The organism is Bacillus safensis, assembly GCF_039619585.1.
In the GTDB taxonomy this organism is placed as follows: Bacteria; Bacillota; Bacilli; order Bacillales; family Bacillaceae; genus Bacillus; species Bacillus safensis.
In genome coordinates, this window is sequence record NZ_CP154909.1 from 1038839 (window position 1) to 1058393 (window position 19555).

Genomic DNA, 19555 nt, shown 5'->3' on the forward strand with positions numbered 1-19555 from the left:
AAATGATGTTACTTCTTCAATTTTCTACCTTCATTTCATCCAAATTTCTTCATTAAATAAGCGCTTTGAGTTGAGTAGAACAAAAGAACCAGGAAGAATGATTTGTAATTTTTTTCAATATCAAACCGTCTCATGCGTTCCATCTCCTTATGGCAGTAAGGTTTGTAAAAATTACTCGAAAATACTCATTAAAAAGAGAATATAGCATTCATATGCTTTTTGAATCATCTTTTTGAATACAATTGACTTTCCTATCTCATATCCTCTAGGCTAATAAATGAAAATGATAATCTTTATCAATTGGAGGAGTGTTTTATTATGTCCATCAAAACCGTTTCTAAAAATCAGCAATTTTTAGAGCAGCAAAGTCAAAGAGAATCTAATGCAAGGTCTTACCCGAGACGGTTCCCGTTAGCCATGCAAAAAGCCGAGGGTATGATCGTGACAGATGCAGATGGCAGAGAGTTTTATGACTGTCTGGCAGGCGCAGGAACACTTGCACTTGGTCACAATCATCCGGTTGTTATAGAAGCTATTGAACGTATGCTTCATGAAAAAAGACCATTGCATACGTTGGACATAACCTCAGAAATTAAAGAAGAATTTGTGAATGAAATTTTTTCTCACCTGCCAGAAGAGTTTGCAAAGAGAGCAAAAATTCAATTTTGTGGACCAACTGGCGGTGATGCCATAGAAGCTGCGATTAAATTAGTCAAGACAGCGACAGGAAATCGTTCCATTCTTTCTTTCCACGGTGCTTATCACGGTGCGACACATGGCACGATGTCATTAAGCGGAAATTTGTCTCCAAAGGAAAGAGTGCAAGGGTTAATTCCAGATGTGCATTTCATGCCTTATCCATATGAATATCGCTGCCCATTTGGCATTGGCGGGAAAGATTCACACCGCATTTCCAGCTCTTATATTGAGCGTGTATTAAATGATCCTGAAAGTGGTATTCTTCCGCCAGCAGGTATGATCTTTGAAGCAGTGCAAGGTGAGGGAGGTTCAATTCCAGCATCTATTGAATGGATAAAAGAAATGAGAAGAATCACAAAAGAAAAAGGCATTCCGCTCATTATCGATGAGGTTCAATCAGGCATTGGCCGAACAGGCAAGATGTTTGCCTTTGAACATGCGGGAATTGTGCCAGACGTTATTGTATTATCTAAAGCCATTGGTGGAAGCCTGCCGCTTTCAGTTGTGATTTATGATCAAGATTTGGATCAATGGAATCCAGGTGCACACATTGGCACATTTAGAGGGAATCAAATGGCGATGGCTGCAGGAACCGCTACGCTTAAATTTATAAAAGAAACCAATCTGCTTGATCATGTAGACCAGCTAGGGGATCGCATGCAGGCTTATCTAAAAGACATTCAAAAAAATGTACCTGCTATTGGTGATGTTCGAGGAAGAGGATTAATGATTGGTGCTGAAATAGTCAATCCAAATGAAAAGCAGGATGTGGATGGAAGTTATCCAGCAAATCCTGAGCTAGCCAGTCTCATTCAAAAGAATTGCTTCGACAAAGGCTTAATTGTAGAGACAGGAGGCCGTTTCGGTAGCGTCATTCGATTCTTACCGCCATTGATCATGACAGAAGAACAGCTTGAACAAGTCATCGCTATTTTCAAAGAGGCCGTTTACGATGCAATCAACTAAAGCTTCTGTGGATTCATTATTTATCAATCAAAGCCAGCTTGGAAGAGAGTCCTTCCGAGCGGCTCTTCATACATCTATCGACAGCTTACTAGATCAGTGGCAAAAAGACCAAGGTCCATACAGCGGAATATTGCCTGGGAAATTAGCGGCTAGTGTCGAATCCTTATTTCAGCTTCAACCGTCTGGCGAATCAATGGAATCTGTCTTTCAAGATATACAGCAGCACCTTTTGCCGCATCTCGTTGATGTATCGCATCCTAAATGCTTGGCACATTTGCATTGTCCGCCGCTTATCCCTGCACTTGCCGCAGAGGTGATAGTGAGCTCCTTTAACCAATCAATGGATTCCTTCGATCAAAGCGGTATTGCATCTTTGGTTGAGGAGGAAATTTTAAAGTGGCTATGTGCGAAGTTTTCTTATGGAAATCTAGCAGATGGGACATTTACGAGCGGTGGCACCCAATCTAACTACATGGGACTGCTTCTTGCAAGAGATGCATTTTGTGAAAACACATGGCAATGGAATGTTCAGCAGAAAGGCTTGCCGAGTGAGGCTCACCGCATGAGAATTCTTTGTTCTAAGAATGCTCATTTCACTGTGAAGAAATCTGCATCCCAGCTAGGCTTAGGGGAGCAGGCAGTTGTTCTGGTAGAGACAGATGAGCATCACCGCATGGACCTCAACGATTTGAAGAAGAAACTTGTTGAATTAAAGGAACAAGATCTCCTGCCTTTTGCGGTAGTGGCGACTTGCGGGACAACTGATTTTGGCAGTATTGACCCGGTTCGAGATGTGTATGACATCGTCAAGCCATACGGTCTATGGATTCACGCAGATGCTGCCTACGGCGGAGCGCTTGTATTAAGCGAAACCTACGGGAATAAATTAGACGGTATTGAACTTGCTGATTCCATCACGATTGACTTTCATAAACAATTTTATCAGCCGATCTCCTGCGGAGCATTTTTACTGAAGGATAAAAGACATTTTGGTTTGATTCATTATCATGCAGATTATCTCAATCCAAAGGAAGATGAACTGGATGGAATACTACATCTTGTCCATAAATCTGTGCAAACGACGCGCCGGTTTGACGCACTGAAATTGCTTCTTTCTCTTCGTCTGATTGGGGAGGAAGGGTTTGGTGACATCATTGACCATACCATTGATTTTGCGAAGGATGTGGCCGCGCTTATTGAGAGCAATGATCACCTTGACGTGATCAATCCTGAGCCAGAAATCAATGCAGTTGTGTTTCGATTTAAGGGGGCGGATGCCATCAATAAAATCATCCATCGAACGTTATTCAAATCAGGAACTGCTGTCATTGCGAAAACAGTGGTGGATGGTCAAACATGCTTAAAATTCACTTTGTTAAATCCGAGAACGACAATCACACATATTGAGGAAATCCTTTCTGACATCGTTGATATCGGGATCGCTCATATTCAATCCGGGAGGGTACTACGTTGAGTCAATATAAACAAATGGCTGAAAATGCAACTATGCAAAGCTTTTTAAACTGTTTTTTACGTGAAACAGGAATCGATCGATCTGCAAAAAAAGAGACGAAAGCAGATGGTTCGCTTGTATTCGTGGCAAAACTAGCAAAGCAAGACCTTGAGCTTGTGATTCCGATCCGATATTTTTCATCTGTAGGCCGCCATCTCTTTGATTTTCCGATTCGCTTTCGTCCAAGTGGCAGCGAAAAAGAGGGAACGATCGTCGATTACACGACACTTGTTGCTTTATGTTCAAAGGAGCTTCTCATTGCATATGGCCGCACTGATGCAGAGGATGAATTCATGCTGCGCATCATTTTAAGCTGCCGAAATATTGAACGATTCTTACGGGAGAGAGAAAGTGATCAAGCTGCTTTATCTCAAGCTGATTTTGAGTACATCGAGGCTGAGCAGTCACTTCTCCTTGGACATTTAACACATCCTACACCAAAAAGCAGACAAGGGATGACAGAAGAAGAGGAAGCCGTCTATTCTCCTGAGCTGAAAGGAGCTTTCCAGCTTCATTACTTTAAAGCGCACCATTCGATTGTGCTTCAGGATTCGTCTATTTCACAATCTGCGGCAAGCCTCATGTTAGAAGAGCTTATGCGTCAGGTGCCAGAAGAAACAGAGAGACTGAATAGGTTAACAGAAAACGGAGAATTTGTGCTCATTCCGATTCATCCGCTGCAAGTCAAAGTGGTCATGGAGAAGGCATTCGTGAAGCGTTATATAGAGGAGGGGAAACTGACTTATTTAGGACCGCTCGGGTCTGAATACACAGCGACCTCATCCTTTAGAACGGTCTATCAAAAGGATTCTGCTTACATGCTCAAATTCTCTGTTCCTGTGAAAATTACGAACTCTTTACGTATCAATAAACAAAAGGAACTGGATCGAGGAGTAGAGATGTCCCGCATCTTAAAAACAGAATTAGGCGTTTCTTTATATGAAAAATTCTCTGGATTCCGTGTCATTGAAGATCCTGCATATCTCTCTATTCGAGGAGATGAAGCGGAATCTGGCTTTGAAGTGGTCATTCGTCAAAATCCATTCTTGCATCGTGAAAGAGGCGCAAGCTTAATTGCTGGGCTATGTCAGGATCATGCGTACGGAGGAAAATCGAGATTAGCAGGAATTATTCATAAACTTGCAGATTCAGAAGGCCGGTCAACAGAAGCGGTCAGCCAAGATTGGTTTAAACAATATTTGACCATTTCGTTAAAACCGATGCTCTGGCTGTTTGAAACGTATGGTCTTGCACTCGAGGCCCATCAGCAAAATGCTGTTGTGCAAATGAAGGATGGTTATCCAGAGACTTTCTATTATCGTGACAACCAAGGCTACTATTATAGTGAATCAAAAAAAGATAAGCTCGCAAATCTAGTTCAAAACTTGAGCGTAAGAAGTGAAACCATTTGTGCGGATGATGTAGCCGTTGAGAGACTCCGTTATTATTTCTTCTTTAATCATTTATTTGGTCTCATTAATGGCTTTGGCACAGAAGGTCTAGCAAAGGAAGAAGATTTGCTGGCACTCGTGAGAGATACATTGCTCGCTCATGAGGAGACGTACGGAGCATCTGATCTGACTAACAGCCTTCTCCGCTCAAAAGAACTTCCTTCAAAAGCGAATTTGCTGACACGATTTGAAGATATGGATGAGCTGACAGGATCTCTGGAAACACAGTCTCGTTACACGGCTGTCTTGAATCCGCTCTTTTTACATAAGGAGGCGCTGATTGGATGAGGCATCGCATCAGGTTTATTCGTGCTGAATATGAAAGAGATGTCCAGCTTGTCCATAAGTGGATGCAAGAAGAGTACGTTCACCCATTTTGGCATTTGAATATTCCATTTCCTGCTTTTGAAAAGCATTTTTATCAGGCCATACATGATCCGCATCAAACCCTTTATTTAGGCACGATTGATGGGACGCCAATGAGTTATTTTGAGGCTTACAACGTGAAAGGGGATATCATTGAATCCTACTATGAGCCTTCTCCGCATGATCAAGGCATCCACCTGTTAATAGGGGAGCCGGATTATGTGGGAAAAGGATTTGCTGCGCCGCTCCTTCAGGCAATGACAGCATTTCAATTTGAGCAGAACAAACGAACAGAAAAAATCGTTGCTGAGCCGGATATTCGCAATGAAAAAATGATTCATGTATTTGAAAAATGCGGCTTCGAACGTGTGAAACCAGTCACTTTACCCGATAAAACAGGTCTTTTGATGTTTTGTGATCGAGAACGATTCGAAAGGAAGTATAACCATGACGCGGTTCAACAAGCAAAATAATATAGTGGATGTAATTGGGATCGGCATTGGCCCGTTTAATCTCGGGCTTGCCGCATTATCTGAAGAGGTAAATGAAATCGACGCTTTGTTTTTTGAAAGAAATGAAGCCTTTCACTGGCACCCAGGGATGCTCATTGAAGGGACAACACTGCAAGTCCCTTTTTTAGCGGACCTTGTCAGCATGGCAGATGTGAAAAGCAAATATAGCTTCCTCAACTATTTGCAGGAACAAAACCGTTTGTATTCATTTTACTTTCTAGAAGACTTCCATATCCCGCGCAAGGAATACAGTCATTATTGCCGCTGGGTCGCTGACCAGTTAGACTCTTGCCGATTCGGCATGAATGTCGAATCTGTCTCACTGATCGAAAAGGCAGGGGAAAAGCGGTATGAAGTGCATGTCCGTCATGTAAAGGACCAAACTGTAGAGGTGTTTGAAAGCAAACATCTCGTCTTAGGAATTGGCACGCAGCCGGCGATACCCGCATCGCTCCAGCCAGCTTTAGGAGAGAAGGTTTTTCACTCAGCTGACTATTTAAAACGAAAGAAAGAAGGCTGTTTCAAAGGGAAATCTGTGACAGTTATCGGCTCTGGTCAAAGTGCGGCAGAAGTGTTTTATGACATTTTATCAGATGATGAGGCGAAGGATATTCACTGGTTCACACGGTCAAAAGGATTTTTCCCAATGGAATATTCAAACCTTGGACTTGAGTATTTCTCCCCTGACTATATTGATTTCTTTTATGAGCTTCCGCAAGCCAAAAAGGATGCGTTATTAAAACAGCAAGACTTGCTGTATAAAGGTATCAGTTCGGCGATGATTCGTGATATTTATCATTTGCTTTATGAACGTTCCGCCTGTGGAAAGCAGCTGAACACAGTGCTTCAAGCCATGACAGAGGTTAACCTGATTGAGGAAACTACAGGCAGATTATCACTTTCATGCACGCAATGGGTCAAGGAAGAATCCTTTACACATGAAACGGATATTGTCGTATTGGCGACTGGCTACCAATCCGTTCTGCCGCCGTTTATCAACCCTATTTCTCATCACATTCAATGGGATGATCAAGGACGTTTCCAAGTTGAACGTGAATATCGTTTGAAAACAAATACGATGGGTGAAAATGATATTTTTGTACAAAATGCAGAGCTTCATACACATGGGGTCGGCGCTCCAGATTTGGGGCTGGGGGCTTATCGAAACAGTGTGATCATCAATGAACTTGCTCGTCAAACCGTGTATCCACTTTATCAAAAGCATGTCTTCCAGACATTTGGTACACACAAGAACGCACACACATTTGAAGAAATCAAAGGATAAGGAGGATGAAGCGATGAGTGTACAAGATGAATTGAAAAAAGCGGTGAATCCTGCTGCTTGGAAAAAGGCAAACCAGCGAATGGTGGCAAAAATGCTGTCTGAATATATGTATGAGGACATGCTTCATCCTGTTGAGCTGGATTGTAAGGATGGCATCGCGCAGTATGAATTAATCATTCACGAACATAAGAAATATCGTTATCTGGCAAAACCTCGATTGTTTGATAGTTTTGATACAATCGCTGAATCAATTGAGTGCTGTCAAGATGGAAAATGGTCAAAGGATGTCAGTGCCATTGTGTTTTTACTAGACATTCAGCCGATCATTCCAATGTCTTCTGATACAACAGGCCATCTTATCAAAGAGCTTCACCATACTTTGTTAGCCGATGTCCATTTGCTGTCGAAAAAAGCACTTCGTGCGGATGAACTGACAGATACGGATTATGCATGGATTGAAGGAGAAATGACAGGCCATCCTTGGATTGTGTATAACAAAGGACGTATAGGATTCAGCTACGATGATTACTTAGCTTATGCACCAGAACGGCAGGAATGTGTGCAGCTGTCTTGGATTGCTGTACATAGAGAGCTTGCGACATTCCATGCAGTCGACCATGAAAACTATGAGCAGGTAATTGCCAAAGAATTAGATGAAGTCACGATTCGTCAATTTCAGCGTGTGTTAAAGGATGAAGGACTGAATGCAGCTGACTATTATATGATGCCTGTTCATCAGTGGCAGTGGACACATATGATTATTCAGCATTTCCCGGAAGATTTGGCCTTGCGCCGGATTGTGTATTTGGGAGAGGGACTGGATCAATATATCCCGCAGCAGTCGATCAGAACCTTTACAAATATCTCAAACAAAGGCAAGCATCATATTAAACTGCCAATGAGTATTTTAAATACACTCGTGTACCGTGGACTCCCATCAGAACGTACGGTCATTGCCCCGCGCATTACAGCGCATATTAAAGGGATTGCCGATCAAGACTCATTTTTATCTGATGTCTGCCGCGTCATTTTACCAGGTGAGAATGCAAGTATCAATGTCGATCATCCATACTACAGCAAACTGCCTGGTGCGCCGTATCAATATCTTGAGATGCTCGGTGTCATTTTTAGAGAAAGCATTTATACGTACTTAGAAGAAGGGGAGAGCCCTGTTACACTTGCGGCACTCACTTATGAGGATCATGAAGGTGAGCCGTATATCAAGCAGCTGATTGAAAAATCAGGTCTCTCAGCAAAAGAATGGATGGCGAAGTTTTTCCATGTCGTGATGCCGCCGCTGCTGCACTTTATGTATCAATACGGCACAGTCTTTTCACCGCATGGGCAAAATACAATTCTTGTGTTAAAAAATCATCAGCCGCATCGTTTGGCGATCAAAGATTTCGTTGATGATGTGAATATAAGTGACCAGCCGCTGCCTGAATTAGCTTCATTAGAAGAAGATTTAAGAGAAGTGCTGCGCAGTGAGCCGCCAGAAGGTCTGGTGCAATTTATCTTTACAGGACTATTTATTTGCAATCTGCGTTATGTATCCAACGTATTAGACAATCACAATCTGTTAGATGAAACGACTCTTTGGCGTTTGCTTGCTGAAGAAATTCAGCAGTATCAAAATCAATTCCCGCAGCTAAAAGACCGTTTTGAATTATTTGATCTATTCCAGCCGAAGCTGACAAAGCTTTGCTTAAATCGAAATCGAATGATTGATTATGGCTATGGAGATGGAGATGACCGCCCGCATGCATCAGAGCATGGGAAGGTCACAAATGCACTCGCTCATGTTCTTTCGTCAGTTGGGGAGAAGTAATAGAAAAGCTGTAGACATCAAGTGTCTACAGCTTGTTTGTTTTTTAAGAAAATGCTTGAGAGGCAAGGAAATAGAAAAGGGCGGGATCATTCAGTTTTTCTTTCCCGCGAATCATCATAAAATGCGCTACGTTTGTTTTTGTAAATCCTGCTTCAACAAGTGTTTCATGCAGGCGTTCAGCAGTTTCTTCCTGCATATCTAAACGAATTGCGCCTGAATAAGACGAGATGAGTGATTGGATGAGCGAGAGAGCGGTTTGTTCATCGTTTGCTGTAAGCGGTCCAATCATTAGATTAGCAGGGGTTTCGATGCCAAAGGCAAATCCAGTTGTTTCATGGTGCTCATTCTTTGCAATCAGCCGGAACGATGCTCGTTCCATTCGCTTTCTTATAAAGCTTGATCGATTGGTGCCTGCACCTTTTTCGTCAAGTGCTTCAATAGACGGAAGGTCCGCTTCATCAGCAGGAGAAAGGTGAATCCCGCCTGACACACGAAAAGCCGCTGGATTCGTGGTCTGTGCTTTGTATGTATGAATGTAGCCGGCCGTTTGAAATCCGATTTTTTCGTAAACGGGCTGTCCTTGTACAGTAGCAGTTAAAACGACAGGAACGCTTTGATCGCTTCTGCGAAGCAGGGTGTCAATCATTTTCCGTGCAAGGCCTAAGCCGCGATGTGTCTCAGATACAATAACGGCACCAATTGATGCTGCTTTATCATATTGGAAAAGTCCTGCACATGAGATCACTTGTCCATCTGTTGTTGAAAAACCTGTAAAATATCCGTTTGTTAAAAGAGATGTAAGCTCATCCGCATTGTAATCAGGCCAGTCGACCTCTTTTGACAATGCGATAAGATCGGGTATGTCATCAAGTGTTAAAGTTCGTTGTACAACGTTTTCCAATACACGCAACTCCTTCTTAGCTGATTTCATCTATATGTATCGTACCATATGAAGGCATAAGAAAAAGGAAAATCCTTTTCCTCTCAGCGTGTATCAAAAAAGAACCCCCAATGACGGAGGGTCCAGTCTTAATGAACATTAAAATATCGAGCTTCAGGGTGGGAAACGACGATCGCTGAAACAGATGCTTCAGGTTCCATCATGAATCCTTCTGTGAGATGGATGCCGATTTTTTCAGGCTGAAGCAGCTTGAACAGCTTTTCTTGATCCTCAAGATTTGGACACGCTGGATAACCAAAGGAATAGCGCTGCCCTTGATATTTCGCTTGGAATCGTTTTTCCATTGTAAAATCGACTGGGTCAGGGAATCCCCATTTGTCACGAATCACTTGGTGGGTTCTTTCAGCTAATCCCTCTGCAAGCTCAAGTGCGAGAGCTTGGACAGCATGCATTTTTAAATAATCTCCTTCCTGCTTAAATTGCTGCGCGACCTCGCGTATACGCGCGCCGGCTGTGACGGCGAATAAGGCAATATAATCTTTCTCGTTTTCATCACTTTTCCGTACATAATCAGAAATGGAGCGGTACGGGAGCTTCTCCTGTCTTGGAAATTGGAACGTTTCAATGATGCGGTCAGGCTCTACGGGATCATAAATATGCAAATCATTTCCGTCTGAACTGGCAGGGAAGAATTGATACACAAATGCTGGCGCAAACCAGTTTTTCTCTCTGCCTTCGTTTAGAAGATCTGTGACAAGCTGTTTTAATTCCAATGCTTTTGGGTGCTTTTCAGCTAATAAGGTTTTGATCTTTCCCTTTAAGCCGAGATGATGACCAATAAGCATTTGTTCATTCACATAAGGCATAATATGATGCAAATCGATGTCTCTCACATAATGGCGTGCGGTATTTTCTGGCGTAAATACCGGTGCCTTCGGGAGTGCTGCGCGTTTTTCTAGAAATTCTATGACAGCTTTCGGCTGCTTTCCTTCTTTTTCCTTGAAAGGTGCCGCTGGCTCTTCTTGCGGTTTTGTTTGAAATTGAAGAGGATTCGCTTTTAACTCATTGGCTAATGATAGTCCGTCCATCGCATCTTTTGCATAAAGAACAGGTCCATCATAATGAGGCGAAATTTTCATTTTCGTAAATTTACGAGAAAGGGCAGCACCGCCGACCAAAATAGGAACAGAAATATTGGCTTTTTGTAAATCTTGAGCGGTTAGTACCATTTGCTGTGCGGATTTTACAAGTAAGCCTGATAATCCAATCATATCTGGTTTTTCCTTTTGCACAGCTTCAATCAATGTTTGAGGTGTCACCTTGATGCCGAGGTCGACCACCTGAAAGCCGTTATTGCTCAAAATGATGTCGACGAGGTTTTTCCCGATATCATGGACATCTCCTTTTACAGTCGCAAGTAGAATCTTTCCTTTCCCGCTCGCATGCTGCTTTTCCATATATTGCTCAAGAAACGAAACAGATGCTTTCATGACCTCAGCCGATTGAAGCACTTCGGCTACAATCAATTCGTTTTGATTAAAAAGACGACCAACTTCAGCCATTCCCTGCATTAACGGGCCATTGATGATATGAAGCGGCGATTCATATTGCTCCAAAGCAAGGGATAGGTCATCGACGAGACCTTCTTTCGTTCCCTCGACGACATAGAGCGCCAGCCTTTCTTCAAGTGATAAGGAGATCTTTGGTTTTTTCTCCGTTTTCTTTTTGCCGCGGTAAAATTGGGTGAATTCAGCCAGTGTTTGATCATTTGTTTCATAAAGCAAGGTTTCAGCTAGTTTGATTTCTTCCTTTGGAATGGAAGCGAAGCGTTCAAGCTTTTCTGTATTGACAATGGCATAGTCAAGCCCTGCTTGCACGCAGTGATACAAATAAACGGCATTTAAAATTTCTCTGCCAACAGGCGGAAGTCCGAAAGATACGTTGCTGATGCCTAAAATGGTGAGGCACTCAGGCAGGGTTTCCTTAATCATTTTAATGCCTTTGATCGTTTCTTCAGCGGCGCCAATATATTGCTCGTCTCCAGTGCCTACGGGAAAGACAAGCGGATCAAAAATGATGTCACTTGCGGGAATACCATACTTCTTCGTTAGCAGATCGTGAGAACGTACAGCAATTTCAAGTTTTCGTTCTGCTGTCACCGCCATTCCTATTTCATCAATCGTGCCAACAACAAGTGCACCGCCATATAGCTTCACAAGAGGAAGAATCTCTTCAAAGCGTTCCTCGCCATCCTCAAGGTTGATGGAATTGATGATGGCTTTCCCTTGAGAGTAGGTGAGTGCCTTTTCAATCACGTGTTTATCCGTTGAATCAATGACAAAAGGGGCTTTCACCTTTTTCATGGCTTCTTGTAAAAAGCCTTCCATGTCTGCTGCCTCATCACGGTCTGGATCGGCGAGACACACATCAACGACGTGAGCGCCATTTTTCACTTGAGCACGAGCAATTTCTGCTGCTTCTTCAAACTTTTGTTCCGCAATGAGCCGTTTGAATTTGCGAGAACCAATGACATTGGTCCGTTCGCCTACAAAAAGAGGACGCATCGAATCCTCATAAATAAGAGGCTCAATTCCTGATACGGTATGCTGCGGTGATTCGCGGTTGATATGACGCGGCTGAAGCGTGCGTACTTCATCTGACAATGCTTGAATATGCGCAGGTGTAGTCCCGCAGCAGCCGCCGACAATATTTAACCAGCCTTCCTTAGCAAAGGCGGCGATTTTTTTAGCAAGAGAGGCAGGGGATTCGTGATATTGGCCTTCTTCATCTGGGAGACCAGCATTCGGATAGCAGCTCACCGCTGACTTTGCAATGGAGGAGAGCGTGCGGATGTGGTCTGTCATAAATTCTGGACCAGTCGCACAGTTAAGGCCCACACTGATTGGTTTCATATGCTCAAGAGAAATATAAAAGGCTTCAATATCCTGACCAGCAAGGGTGGTGCCCATCGGTTCAATCGTTCCTGATACCATGAGTGGTAATTGGATGCCCGTTTGCTGAAAGGCTTCCTGAATCCCTTTGAATCCAGCTTTTACATTCAGCATATCTTGGCTTGTTTCTAAAAGAAGGGCATCACACTTTCCGTCAATCAGAGCGCGGGCCTGCTCTTCATAATTTCTGACGAGCTCACTGAAGGTTGTGCCGCCTGTTACAGATAATGTTTTCGTTGTCGGGCCCATTGCGCCTACAACAAAACGAGGCTTTTCTGGTGTGGAGAAACGGTCAGCTTCTGCCTTTGCCAGCTGCGCAGCTCGAACATTGAGTTCATAGGCAAGGTGCCCAAGCCCATATTCGTCAAGGACGAGCTTTGTCGCGCCGAACGTATTTGTTTCAATGAGGTCAGCACTTGCTTCAAGGTACTCCCTATGGATCTTAGAGATGATGTGAGGGGCTGTCACATTCAAATACTCGTTACAGCCCTCATACTCTTCTCCGCCAAAGTCCTCTGCTGTCAGGTTGGCGTTTTGAATCATTGTGCCCATTGCCCCATCAAGGACGAGGATGCGTTTTTTGAGCTGTTCAGTGATAGGTGACATGGACGTTAGACTCCTTTTCTTTCTGATGGATGTAGGTGGTCAGTTCTGCTGTTAAATCTGATCGAAGGAAAGGAGTAATTAAATAAATGCCATTAAACAATTCGCAGGCTGTATCTAATAAAGAGCGGGCAATCGCTAAGCCTTCTGCTCGCTGCTTTTCTTTATCCTCGCCAGCTTTGGCCATAATGTCACGAATAGAATCAGATAATTTGATGCCTGGAATTTCGTGATGAATAAACTCTGCATTTCGGCTGCTTGTTAACGGCATAATGCCGATATAAATCGGTTTATCCAAGTGGCGGCTTTCCTCATGAATTTTCACAAGCTGTTCCTCAGAATAAACAGGCTGTGAAATAAAATAATCAGCACCGTATTCGATTTTTTTCTCAAGACGTTTCACCGCTTTATCAATATGGCGCACATTTGGGTTAAACGCGCCAGCCACTGAAAAATTGGTCTTTTTGCCAAGGGGCTTTCCTGAGAAAGAAAGGCCTTCGTTAAACTGTTTGATGAGACGAATCAAATCAAAGGAGGTTAAATCATACACAGATGTTGCACCTGGGAAGTCTCCAATTTTAGATGGATCGCCTGTGATCGCTAAAATATCGGTTAATCCAAGGGTGTCGAGCCCCATTAAATGAGATTGAAGCCCAATCAAATTACGGTCGCGGCATGTGATATGAACAAGAGAACGCATATCGAGCTGCTGCTTTAATAATGCGCCGCAAGCGACATTGCTAATGCGCGGAGTCGCAAGAGAATTATCGGCTAACGTCAATGCATCAATGCCAGCATTCTTTAATTCATTTGCAGCAACGAGAAATTTTTCGAAGTTCAGCTTCTTCGGCGGATCAAGCTCTACGATAATCGATCGTTTTTTCACAGCCAGCTCATCAAGACCTGGCTCAGTGCGCTGATCTTGGATGGAAATGATTTCTTCTTTTAACACCTTCACTTCTTTTTCAGTGATCGGTGCTAAATCTTTGACCGCTTCAGCCATTGCGCTAATATGCTGAGGTGTTGTTCCGCAGCAGCCTCCGATAATACGTGCGCCCTGATTTCTAAATTCAAGTGCACTTTTTCGGAAATAATCGTTATCGGTATCATAGACGAGTCTGCCTGCTTCAAGTGAGGGGAGACTGCTGTTAGGATAGACAGATAAATGCGAATTTTCCAAAAGTGGAACGCCTTCAAGTGCCTGAATCATGTGATAAGGGCCCAGCCTGCAGTTGATGCCGACAACATCTGCACCAAGAGATGATAACTCAGATAAACCATCCTTCAGCGGGGTACCATCCTGCAAAACGCCTTGTTCATGCATTGAGACGTTCATGACAATCGGAAGAGTCGTTTCTTTGCGGGCAATTTGGAGAACAGCCTTCGCTTCTTCTATATCATAATATGTTTCAAGCAATAATCCGTCAGGCTCTTCATTTAATAGGATGTACAGCTGCTCTCTAAAGCTTCGTTTGATTTCTTCTATAGAGTAAGCATTTTTGTTAAACGTTCGAATGCCGCCAATTGTTCCGAGTACATAAGCAGAGCCTGCGGCTGCTTTTGCAATTTGTACCGCTTTTGTATTGATGCGTTTCGTTTCTTCCTCTAAGCCGTAGCGGGATAGTTTAATATAATTCGCACCGTATGTGTTCGTTTGGATGATGTCAGCGCCTGCCTGCACATATGCTTCGTGCACGCGTTTCACTTCATCCTCTTTCGATAAATTTAATTCTTCAAAGCAGCGGTCAATGCCGTAAGAGTATAAAAGTGTTCCCATCGCTCCGTCAGCTATCAGTACGCGGTTTTGTAAGTCTTGTAATAGGCCCATTGTATTCCTCCTTATTTCTATGTAACAAAAAAAGCCTTCTGATAAGAAGAAGACTTTTTGGCTGTATCGTAATTCTTCTCCTTATCTTCCAAGCAGTTGCTTGCTGGATTTAGCACCTTGGTCATAGAAAATAGATTTCTACTACACCGGTTGCTGAGGCTTCACAGGGCCAGTCCCTCTGCCTCTCTTGATAAGAAAGCAATATGAACATGTCAATGAATTGAACTTCCATCAACTGTAACGAAAAATGCAGAAATAATCAATGGAAAATTTGAAATTTATCGAAAATTTATAAATTGGACATCAATCGGCAAATCGGCCTTGCGCATAAGAGAAATCACCTCTTGTAAATCATCTTTATTTTTCCCTGTCACACGCACTTGGTCATCCTGAAATTGTGATTTCACTTTGATGCCTGACTGCTTGATAAGCGCGTTGATCTTTTTGGCGTTGTCTTGATCAATCCCGCTGATCAGCTTCGCACGCTGGCGTACTGTACCGCCTAGGGCATGCTCAGTTTTTCCGTAATCGATGTTTTTAGTTGGAACATTTCGTTTGATCAGCTTTGTCACAAGCACATCTTTTAACTGCTCAAGTTTGAAGTCATCATCAGAAATGAGGACAAGCTCTTCTTTTTCGAGAGAAATATCACTTTTACTTCCTTTAAAATCATAACGGTTTTTAATTTCTTTCAGTGCTGCTTGAACAGCGTTTTGCACTTCAGGCAGTTCAACTTTCGATACAATGTCAAATGAGCTTTCTTTTGCCATCACACATGACCTCCAAGTTTAGATATTGCGTCTATTTTATCATGCAAATAGCAGAAGAAGAAAACTTTATCAAAGAGTAAAGCCGCCAGCCGTATAAATCGTGTCCAGTTTGTCCACTTTAGCTAACAGAACTAGAGATGTTCATGCAGGAAGAAGTATAGTAGAATAGAGTGAATCAAAAGATGAACGAACGCTCTTTTATGGGCAGATAGGAAGGAAGAGAACATGAGACCAGGTGAGCAACTGACCTTGCAAATAGAGAATGAAATGGAATACGGCTACTTTTTGACAGACGGTGAAGATTCGGTCCTCTTACACCGCAGTGAAATGACAGAAGATATTGGTGACCGAGATGAAGTAGAGGTCTACTTATATGTAGATCATGAAGAAAGACTCGCTGCTACGATGAAAATACCTACAATTAACGCACATACATACGACTGGGTAGAAGTCGTGGACGTGGTAGAAGACATGGGCGCATTTGTTGATGTTGGGCTGTCAAAGGATGCACTTGTTGCAACAGAACACCTCCCGCCTTTTGAGGAAGCATGGCCGAAAAAAGGAGACAAACTCTACTGTATGCTGAAAGTCACAAGCTACGGCAGAATGTTCGCAAAACCAGCCACAGAAGACGTGATCAGTGAATTGTTCACAGAGGCACCAGAAACCTTAATGAACAAAGAAATCACTGGAACAATCTATCGTTTAATTGCGACAGGTTCTTTTATGCTGACAGATACAGGCGTGCGTGGGTTTATTCACCGCACGGAACGAAAGGAAGAGCCACGATTAGGATCGACCGTGACAGGACGCGTCATTGCAGTGAAAGAGGACGGAACGGTGAACGTTTCTCTGCTTCCTAGAAAACAGGATGCACTATCTGTCGATGCAGAAGAAATTTTAACCTATATGAGAACAAGAAACGGCGCCATGCCTTATGGGGACAAAAGTGATCCAGAGGATATCCGCGAAAGATTTCAAATGAGCAAGGCAGCCTTTAAACGAGCACTAGGTCATCTCATGAAAAATGATTTAGTTTACCAAAAAGAAGGCTGGACATACGAGAAAAAGTGAGCATTTGCTCACTTTTTTATTTTTGTCTTAAATAATGGATTTTTTCTGTGAAAAAAGTCATGAAAAACCTTCACTAATCATTGAAACAACGCCTCTCAAATCCGATAAAAAAGGAGTAAGGATGATAAAAGGAGTGTGTTTTTGGATGAAAGTGAAGATTTCATTACTTCTGATGGCAGCCATGCTTATGGTGCTCGCCGCATGCGGTAATCAACAGGAGGGGGCGCCAAAATCAACTGCGAAGCATATTGGCGTTATGCTCACAGATGATGGTCTTGGTGATCAATCATTTAACGATTCATCATTTAAAGGATTAGAAAAAGCACGTGATGAGCTTGGCATTGAATTTGATTATAGAGAAATTGCAGAAACTGATACATATGAAAAAGGGCTGACAGAACTCGTAAAAGATGGAAATGATCTTGTCATTGGTGTAGGTTTCAGTATGCAAGAAGACCTGGAAAAAGTCGCAAAGAAATATCCGAAGAAGCAGTTCCTTTTGATCGATGCTGTATCTGAGCTGAAAAATGTGACCTCTGTGACGTTTAAAGAAGAGCAAGGCAGCTATTTAGCGGGAGCACTTGCTGCAATGACAACGAAAAGCGATGTCATTGGATTTGTTGGCGGTGTTGACGCAGATGTCATTCATCGTTTTGAAAAAGGATTTCAAAAAGGCGCCAAATCAGTCAATCCGAAAATCAAGATATTATCCACCTATGCCGGTACGTTTAGTGATGCAGGCAAGGGTAGTAAAATAGCCAAAGACATGATCAAAAAGAAAGCAGACGTTTTATATGCGGCAGCCGGTTATACAGGTGTCGGTGTATTAAAAGAAGCGCAGGCGCAGGGTAAATATGCCATTGGTGTAGACAGCGATCAGTACTATACTGCTGAAAAAGCGGTCATTTCGTCTATGGTGAAAAAAGTCGATGAAGTGGTCTATCAATTCAGTGAACAGCTCGTCAAGAACAATCAAATGAAAAGCGGACATGTTGTCTATGACTTAAGCAATGATGGAATCGATATGGCAAAAATCCGGATCCTGAAAAATGCTGAGACACTGACCAAAAAATTAAATGGTCTGAAGCAGACGCTTCTAAAAGAAGAGGGGGACGCATCATGAGCTTACGCGTCAAAATTTTACTTAACTCACTTATTTCACTTCTTTTAGCAGTTGGCGTCATCGCCTTTATCATTGTCAGCATGACAAAGATCCAATCATCAAATGAGACAGATGTGCAAACCTTATTAAACGTACAAAAAACGAAGGCAAGCTTTGAAAGTGTCGAGCAAGCCATGACCAATTATTCGATGACACTCTCAGATGAACAGCTAGAGATCGTTCAAAACGATATTTCTACAGCAAAAAAGCAGCTGCAAACGCTAAACAAACATGCAGGAAATATGAACAAAGAGGCATTAACAAGGTTAAATTCAAAATTTGACACGTGGACCAAGGAAGCAAACAACGCCATTGGTGAAAAAAACGCATCGGATGCAAGACGTGTGGCAGCAAGAATTGATGGCGTTTTAAACGATGTGCATACGATGAATAAAAGGGCAGAAGAAGCGTATAAACAAAATCTAGAGGCTGCAGCAGACAATGTCCAATGGATTATCACAAGTGCACTCGTCTCAGCACTCACACTGATTGTCATTGCTGTCTTTTTGAATATTGGATTAACGCGATCCATCGTGACACCCATCAAATCACTATCCTACAGAGCAAAGCAGATCGCAGAAGGCAATCTTGCTGTGGAGCGGATGGATATTCAGCGCAAGGATGAAATCGGCGGCTTGAATGAATCCTTTAATCAAATGACAGATCAGCTGATTAGTCTGATTAAAGAAATCAGCAATGTCTCAAGCCGAGTAGAGACATTCTCGATCCACCTGAATGATGAAAACAAAAAGATGATGGAGTCTGCGAATCAAGTATCTGTTTCGACAGACGAAATGGCCAATGGGTCACAAGCGATTTCAGAAGATCTCCAGCACGGCGTCAGCTTGATTGAGAAAATGGACCAGCATGGACGTAAAAATTCAGAACGCTCGCAAACGGTCATCCGCAGTACAGAGGATGCCATCGAAGCCGTAGAAAGCGGAAAGCACACGTTAACAGAAACAAAAACAGCGATTGAAAAAAATACACATGCCACGAGACAAATCGAAGAATCAGCAGGAGAATTTACGCAATACGCCAGCGGAATCTCGGCCATGGCCAAAACGGTTTCTGACATTGCGGACCAAACAAACCTGCTTTCCTTAAACGCAGCCATTGAAGCGGCAAGAGCAGGCGAAGCTGGAAAAGGCTTTGCCGTTGTAGCAGATGAAATTCGCAAGCTTGCTGATGAATCGTCTAATGCAACAAGACAAATCTTTGACATGGTCAGTCATATTGAAAGAGGCATTCAATCCATTAGTCAAACTGTTCAAGAAGGGGTCAAACTTTCACTTCAGCAGCAGGATGCGATGGACAAAACCTCACACTCCTTTGAAGATATAGAAACAAAAGCGCAGCATATTAAACAAGAAATGGCGGTCTTAAATGACCAAATTATGCAATCAACAGAACTTGGCGGACAAGTGCTGCACTCGATTGAAAATATTAGTGCAGTTGTAGAAGAAACAGCAGCTGGCAGCGAAGAAATTTCTGCCTCAGCCAATGAACAGCTGCAATCGTTCCATCAAATGAACAAACAGGTCGAAGAATTGATGAGTATGACGGCGAGGTTAAATGAAACCGTCCAGCGATTTAAACTTTCATAAGAAAAGCACCCTTCCCGTGTTGTGTCAGGGAAGGGTGCT

General features: G+C 42.8%; 13 protein-coding genes and 1 riboswitch. Of the genes, 9 read left to right on the forward strand and 4 right to left on the reverse strand.

The features are described 5' to 3' along the window. The first annotated feature begins 318 nt into the window (after positions 1-318). The 6 genes from AAYR28_RS05225 to AAYR28_RS05250 are packed head-to-tail and all read left to right on the forward strand — an operon-like array spanning position 319 to position 8620. Positions 319-1665 carry an aspartate aminotransferase family protein gene (locus AAYR28_RS05225; protein ID WP_034282119.1) on the forward strand — a complete coding sequence of 449 codons (1347 nt, stop codon included), beginning with the start codon at positions 319-321 and terminating at the stop codon, positions 1663-1665. Further along, a complete protein-coding gene (locus AAYR28_RS05230; protein ID WP_111927195.1) occupies positions 1652-3139 on the forward strand; it encodes a pyridoxal phosphate-dependent decarboxylase family protein in 1488 nt (495 codons plus the stop codon). Before AAYR28_RS05225 ends, AAYR28_RS05230 begins: the two co-directional genes overlap by 14 nt. Then, a complete protein-coding gene (locus AAYR28_RS05235; RefSeq protein ID WP_111927197.1) occupies positions 3136-4917 on the forward strand; it encodes an IucA/IucC family protein in 1782 nt (593 codons plus the stop codon). The genes AAYR28_RS05230 and AAYR28_RS05235 overlap by 4 nt, the downstream gene beginning before the upstream one ends. Then, the gene (locus AAYR28_RS05240; RefSeq protein ID WP_024426511.1) at positions 4914-5468 is read left to right on the forward strand and encodes a GNAT family N-acetyltransferase; all 555 of its coding nucleotides are present in this window, start codon (positions 4914-4916) and stop codon (positions 5466-5468) included. Before AAYR28_RS05235 ends, AAYR28_RS05240 begins: the two co-directional genes overlap by 4 nt. Next, on the forward strand, positions 5443-6792 hold the full coding sequence (locus AAYR28_RS05245) for a lysine N(6)-hydroxylase/L-ornithine N(5)-oxygenase family protein (RefSeq protein WP_345808948.1): 1350 nt from the start codon (positions 5443-5445) through the stop codon (positions 6790-6792). Before AAYR28_RS05240 ends, AAYR28_RS05245 begins: the two co-directional genes overlap by 26 nt. 13 nt (positions 6793-6805) lie before the next feature. Then, positions 6806-8620, forward strand: a complete 1815-nt coding sequence (locus AAYR28_RS05250) for an IucA/IucC family protein (protein WP_251232204.1) — start codon at positions 6806-6808, stop codon at positions 8618-8620. A 43-nt stretch (positions 8621-8663) separates the two neighbouring features. Here the strand turns inward: AAYR28_RS05250 and AAYR28_RS05255 are convergent, their stop codons facing one another. From AAYR28_RS05255 to AAYR28_RS05270, 4 genes are all read right to left on the reverse strand, one after another. Then, positions 8664-9521, reverse strand: coding sequence for a GNAT family N-acetyltransferase (locus tag AAYR28_RS05255; RefSeq protein WP_120207325.1), 858 nt, complete (start codon positions 9519-9521; stop codon positions 8664-8666). A 128-nt stretch (positions 9522-9649) separates the two neighbouring features. Continuing rightward, on the reverse strand, positions 9650-13078 hold the full coding sequence (metH, locus tag AAYR28_RS05260) for a methionine synthase (protein ID WP_342496064.1): 3429 nt from the start codon (positions 13076-13078) through the stop codon (positions 9650-9652). Beyond that, positions 13062-14903: a bifunctional homocysteine S-methyltransferase/methylenetetrahydrofolate reductase gene (locus AAYR28_RS05265; RefSeq protein ID WP_326136592.1), complete on the reverse strand. Its 1842-nt coding sequence runs from the start codon at positions 14901-14903 to the stop codon at positions 13062-13064. Before AAYR28_RS05265 ends, metH begins: the two co-directional genes overlap by 17 nt. A gap of 78 nt (positions 14904-14981) precedes the next feature. Continuing rightward, positions 14982-15100, reverse strand: a riboswitch (SAM riboswitch). Between the two features lie 81 nt (positions 15101-15181). Continuing rightward, positions 15182-15673 carry a YajQ family cyclic di-GMP-binding protein gene (locus AAYR28_RS05270; protein WP_012009527.1) on the reverse strand — a complete coding sequence of 164 codons (492 nt, stop codon included), beginning with the start codon at positions 15671-15673 and terminating at the stop codon, positions 15182-15184. Between the two features lie 225 nt (positions 15674-15898). Between AAYR28_RS05270 and AAYR28_RS05275 the strand changes: the two genes are divergently transcribed. From AAYR28_RS05275 to AAYR28_RS05285, 3 genes are all read left to right on the forward strand, one after another. Next, entirely contained in the window at positions 15899-16747 is an 849-nt protein-coding gene (locus AAYR28_RS05275) for a CvfB family protein (RefSeq protein ID WP_024426505.1), read from the forward strand. Positions 16748-16892: 145 nt separating this feature from the next. Then, a complete protein-coding gene (locus AAYR28_RS05280; protein ID WP_065214218.1) occupies positions 16893-17870 on the forward strand; it encodes a BMP family lipoprotein in 978 nt (325 codons plus the stop codon). Beyond that, entirely contained in the window at positions 17867-19516 is a 1650-nt protein-coding gene (locus AAYR28_RS05285; protein ID WP_024426503.1) for a methyl-accepting chemotaxis protein, read from the forward strand. Before AAYR28_RS05280 ends, AAYR28_RS05285 begins: the two co-directional genes overlap by 4 nt. Positions 19517-19555: the final 39 nt, after the last annotated feature.

Coding starts and splice junctions, on each gene's coding strand:
- AAYR28_RS05225 (WP_034282119.1), top strand. CDS start 319: ATGTCCATCAAAACCGTTTCTAAAAATCAGCAATTTTTAGAGCAGCAA.
- AAYR28_RS05230 (WP_111927195.1), top strand. CDS start 1,652: ATGCAATCAACTAAAGCTTCTGTGGATTCATTATTTATCAATCAAAGC.
- AAYR28_RS05240 (WP_024426511.1), top strand. CDS start 4,914: ATGAGGCATCGCATCAGGTTTATTCGTGCTGAATATGAAAGAGATGTC.
- AAYR28_RS05270 (WP_012009527.1), bottom strand. CDS start 15,673: ATGGCAAAAGAAAGCTCATTTGACATTGTATCGAAAGTTGAACTGCCT.
- AAYR28_RS05250 (WP_251232204.1), top strand. CDS start 6,806: ATGAGTGTACAAGATGAATTGAAAAAAGCGGTGAATCCTGCTGCTTGG.
- AAYR28_RS05275 (WP_024426505.1), top strand. CDS start 15,899: ATGAGACCAGGTGAGCAACTGACCTTGCAAATAGAGAATGAAATGGAA.
- metH (WP_342496064.1), bottom strand. CDS start 13,078: ATGTCACCTATCACTGAACAGCTCAAAAAACGCATCCTCGTCCTTGAT.
- AAYR28_RS05245 (WP_345808948.1), top strand. CDS start 5,443: ATGACGCGGTTCAACAAGCAAAATAATATAGTGGATGTAATTGGGATC.
- AAYR28_RS05265 (WP_326136592.1), bottom strand. CDS start 14,903: ATGGGCCTATTACAAGACTTACAAAACCGCGTACTGATAGCTGACGGA.
- AAYR28_RS05280 (WP_065214218.1), top strand. CDS start 16,893: ATGAAAGTGAAGATTTCATTACTTCTGATGGCAGCCATGCTTATGGTG.
- AAYR28_RS05285 (WP_024426503.1), top strand. CDS start 17,867: ATGAGCTTACGCGTCAAAATTTTACTTAACTCACTTATTTCACTTCTT.